This window comes from Halobacillus sp. BBL2006, assembly GCF_000786645.1.
Taxonomy (GTDB): domain Bacteria; phylum Bacillota; class Bacilli; order Bacillales; family Halobacillaceae; genus Halobacillus.
In genome coordinates, this window is record NZ_JRNX01000601.1 from 1 (window position 1) to 3,550 (window position 3,550).

The window sequence follows — 3,550 nt, forward strand, 5'->3', positions numbered from 1 at the left end:
GATAAAATCCGCTGTGTATTCACAGCGGATTTTTCTTATGTTATGGGAACGTTCCCGCAATGCTTACGTTCATTAATTCACATATAAGGATAAAAAATTTAGGATTCTTTAACAAATGAGCTAAGTTCTTCTAAAGCCGTCTCTTCGTCCGTACCATCAGCTATCAGAGTAATTTCTTCCCCAGTACCAACAGCCAGACTCATTAATCCCATGATGCTTTTAGCATTGATTCGTTTTTCATCTTTTTCAATAAAGATATCTGCACTGAATCGGTTGGCTTGCTGCACGAACTGTGCTGCAGGTCTTGCTTGTAATCCCGTTTCAAGTTCTACCGTAATTAACCGTTCGACCACCTATCATTCTCCTCTCTTTTTCTTCAACATTTCTTTAGAAAGCGCATTCAAAAGCTACGGAAGAAAAACGCTTCCGTTTGATAGAAAGCGTTAATAATTGTAATCCATTATAGCATGAATAGCTAATAAAAGACATTAATTTCTTGAGTTTTCTGTGACTTCTCCTCTACGGACTTTTTCAGCAAACTCGTCTATTTTGCGAAGGCGATGATTGATCCCTGATTTACTAATCGGAGCCCCAGAGACATATTCTCCAAGTTCCTTCAATGAAACTTCCTGATACTGAAGCCTTAGTGTAGCTATTTCCTGAAGCTTATCTGGCAAAGCCTCTAATCCAACAGTTCTTTTAATGAACTTAATATTTTCGACTTGCCGGAAAGCGGCACCGATCGTTTTATTTAAATTTGCTGTTTCACAATTGACTAAACGATTGACTGAATTACGCATGTCGCGGACAATACGGACGTCCTCAAACTTAAATAAAGCCTGATGAGCCCCAATATTACTGATTAGTTCTGTAATCTTATCTGCTTCTTTCAAGTAGGTAATGTAGCCTTTTTTACGGTTTAACGTACGTGCATGAAGACCGAACTGGTTCATTAACTTACACAACGCCTCGTTGTGTTCCTCATCAGAAGAATAGATCTCCAGGTGATAAGAAGACGTTTCAGGATTGTTTACGGAGCCGCCTGCAAGGAATGCACCTCGCAAATATGCGCGTTTACAGCATGTATCATGCAGAAACTTTTCAGGGATATTCGGATTGATCGATAACGGACCCTTAAGAATTTCAAGGTCATTCAACACTTGATCCGCCTTTTCCTTCATTCGTACGATATAAACGTTGTTTTTCTTTAACCGCATTTTTTTACGTACTAAAAGCTCAACTGGATAAGGATAGAGCTTCTTAATTAACATATAAATTCTTCTTGCTATCGCAGCGTTTTCTGTCTGGATGTCTAATACATATTTACGATTGGATAAAGAAAACGTTCCATTCATCCTGACTAAAGCCGCAAGCTCAGACTCTAAACAACATGTTTCAGCTTCCACATTCGTCAGTTCTTTTTTTATTTCAGATGCAAATGACATAGATGTCCACCCCCTCTGGTCCAAGTGTTCCTTTTTAAAGCATCGAGTGCAGTAATCTGGTTAGTTTATCTGTGTCGTGACGTAACATTGATTGACTATGATCTATGATGTCTTCTTCAATGACTTTTATCCCCATGGATTTAATGCGATCGATATCATAAACGACAGGTTCAGATTTTTCCCGTGCATAAGCCTGTTTAACATCTTGTTCGATCGGCTTATTATGCACAACTATCGAGTTGATAACTCCTTTGCCGACATGGTCAAATAAAGCCTGTAGGTGATCGCCAGCCGTGTAACCGGATGTCTCCCCCTTCTGAGTCATAACGTTACAAACATAAGTAACATGAGCTTTCGTCTCCCTTAGTGCTTGTCCGATTTCAGGGATAATGATATTCGGCATAATACTTGTATAGAGACTTCCTGGAGCAATGACGATCAAATCAGCTGATTTGATAGCACTCACAGCTTCAGGTAAGGGTTGAACAGGAGTCGGGCTGACGTAAACCCGTTTGATCTTTTTATTTTGTTTGGGAATACTTGATTCGCCAGTTACTACAGTTCCGTCTTCCATTTCAGCATGGAGGTTCATGGAATGATTGGCGATCGGATAAATATTCCCTCGGACATTCAATACGCGAGAGATCTCTTTGATTCCTTTATAAAAGTCTCCCGTCATCGATGCCATGGCAGCCAACAGGAGGTTGCCCATCGAGTGACCGGATAAACTTGCGCCATTATTGGTGACAAACCGATGCTGAAAGAGCTCCAACAGCATCGGTTCAGCATCAGATAAGGCTGCAACAACATTTCGAATATCGCCAGGGGCAGGAATCGCCATTTCCGTTCGAAGTCTTCCCGAACTCCCACCATCGTCCGCAACTGTTACAATGGCAGATAGATCGATCGGTAAATCTTTCAGACCTCTGAGAAGGACTGGCATACCTGTCCCGCCGCCAATGACGACTACACGAGGTTCCTCACTATTCGCCATCTGTTACAAACCCTTTCTTTTGTCTATGTCTCTGTGTGTTACATGCGTGACAAAATCGCTGGAAAAATATTCACCTAAATACTCAGCCAAAGCTACGGACCGGTGTTGACCGCCTGTACACCCAATGGCTACGACAAGTTGGCTTTTACCTTCTTTCTTATACTGTGGAAGCATGAATTGAAGCAAGTCTTTCAATTTCTCTAAAAACTTCTGAGTATCCGACCATTTAAATACATAAGAGGATACATCGGTATGCAGACCGGTCAACGGCCGCATATGTTCAACATAGTGCGGATTCGGCAGGAATCTCACATCAAACATCAAATCCGCGTCAATCGGCACACCATACTTGAATCCGAACGAAACCATCTGCACAGAGAACACTTGCTGTTCCTGTTGACGGTATTTTTCAATGATTCGTTCCCTAAGTTCTTTCGGTTTCAAACTCGTCGTATCAATAATCGTTTGGGAGCGTCCTCTGAGTTCATCCAAAAGCTTACGTTCTTTTCGGATTCCTTCTAAAGGTAATCCTTCCTTGGCAAGCGGGTGTGAGCGGCGCGTTTCCTTATAACGGGAAACAAGAGACTGATCCTCAGCATCCAAAAATAGAATGTGCTCCTGGATCCAATCTTCTTTTCCTAGACGGTCTAAAGAATCAAAAAGTGCTTCGAAGAACTCTCTTCCTCTGAGATCCATTACTAAGGCTACGTTTTGAATATTGTTAGTTGAATCTTTCATCAGCTCAAGAAATTTTGGCAGTAAAGCAGGCGGGAGATTATCCACACAAAAAAAACCGAGGTCTTCAAAGCTTTGAACGGCTACGGTCTTTCCTGCTCCTGACATTCCAGTAATAATTACTAATTGAGTATTGTTCGCATCTTCTCGCATCCTCGATCGCTCCTCATTAGTCAGGTCGGGACGGATCCATGTCCTGATCAATCAGTTTGAAATCCGTCGTATATACAAATGTTCCATAAACTTGCTCATTACTGTTCAGGATATGTTTGAAGATATGCCGATCGCCCTCTGCCATCGGTTTTTCCAACACTTGATCGACGGGAACCCATTCCAGTTCCCCTTCTTCACTTTCTTCTAATAAATCACCTGAATA

General features: G+C 41.7%; 4 protein-coding genes and 1 pseudogene. All 5 read right to left on the reverse strand.

Going from position 1 to position 3,550, the window contains the following annotated elements; all coding sequences use genetic code 11:
* Positions 1–98: 98 nt before the first annotated feature.
* A complete protein-coding gene (locus tag LD39_RS16720; RefSeq protein ID WP_035550147.1) occupies positions 99–353 on the reverse strand; it encodes an HPr family phosphocarrier protein in 255 nt (84 codons plus the stop codon).
* Between the two features lie 135 nt (positions 354–488).
* Complete coding sequence (whiA, locus tag LD39_RS16725) at positions 489–1,445, reverse strand: DNA-binding protein WhiA (protein WP_035550150.1); 957 nt, start codon at positions 1,443–1,445, stop codon at positions 489–491.
* Between the two features lie 34 nt (positions 1,446–1,479).
* Positions 1,480–2,439: a YvcK family protein gene (yvcK, locus tag LD39_RS16730; protein WP_035550153.1), complete on the reverse strand. Its 960-nt coding sequence runs from the start codon at positions 2,437–2,439 to the stop codon at positions 1,480–1,482.
* A 3-nt stretch (positions 2,440–2,442) separates the two neighbouring features.
* A complete protein-coding gene (gene rapZ / locus LD39_RS16735; RefSeq protein WP_035550156.1) occupies positions 2,443–3,327 on the reverse strand; it encodes an RNase adapter RapZ in 885 nt (294 codons plus the stop codon).
* Between the two features lie 16 nt (positions 3,328–3,343).
* Positions 3,344–3,550, reverse strand: a pseudogene (locus LD39_RS23180) (NUDIX hydrolase); the annotation flags it as partial.

Bases quoted from the DNA above. Each gene is read 5' to 3' on its own strand.
- whiA (WP_035550150.1), bottom strand. From the start codon at position 1,445: ATGTCATTTGCATCTGAAATAAAAAAAGAACTGACGAATGTGGAAGCT.
- yvcK (WP_035550153.1), bottom strand. From the start codon at position 2,439: ATGGCGAATAGTGAGGAACCTCGTGTAGTCGTCATTGGCGGCGGGACA.
- rapZ (WP_035550156.1), bottom strand. From the start codon at position 3,327: ATGCGAGAAGATGCGAACAATACTCAATTAGTAATTATTACTGGAATG.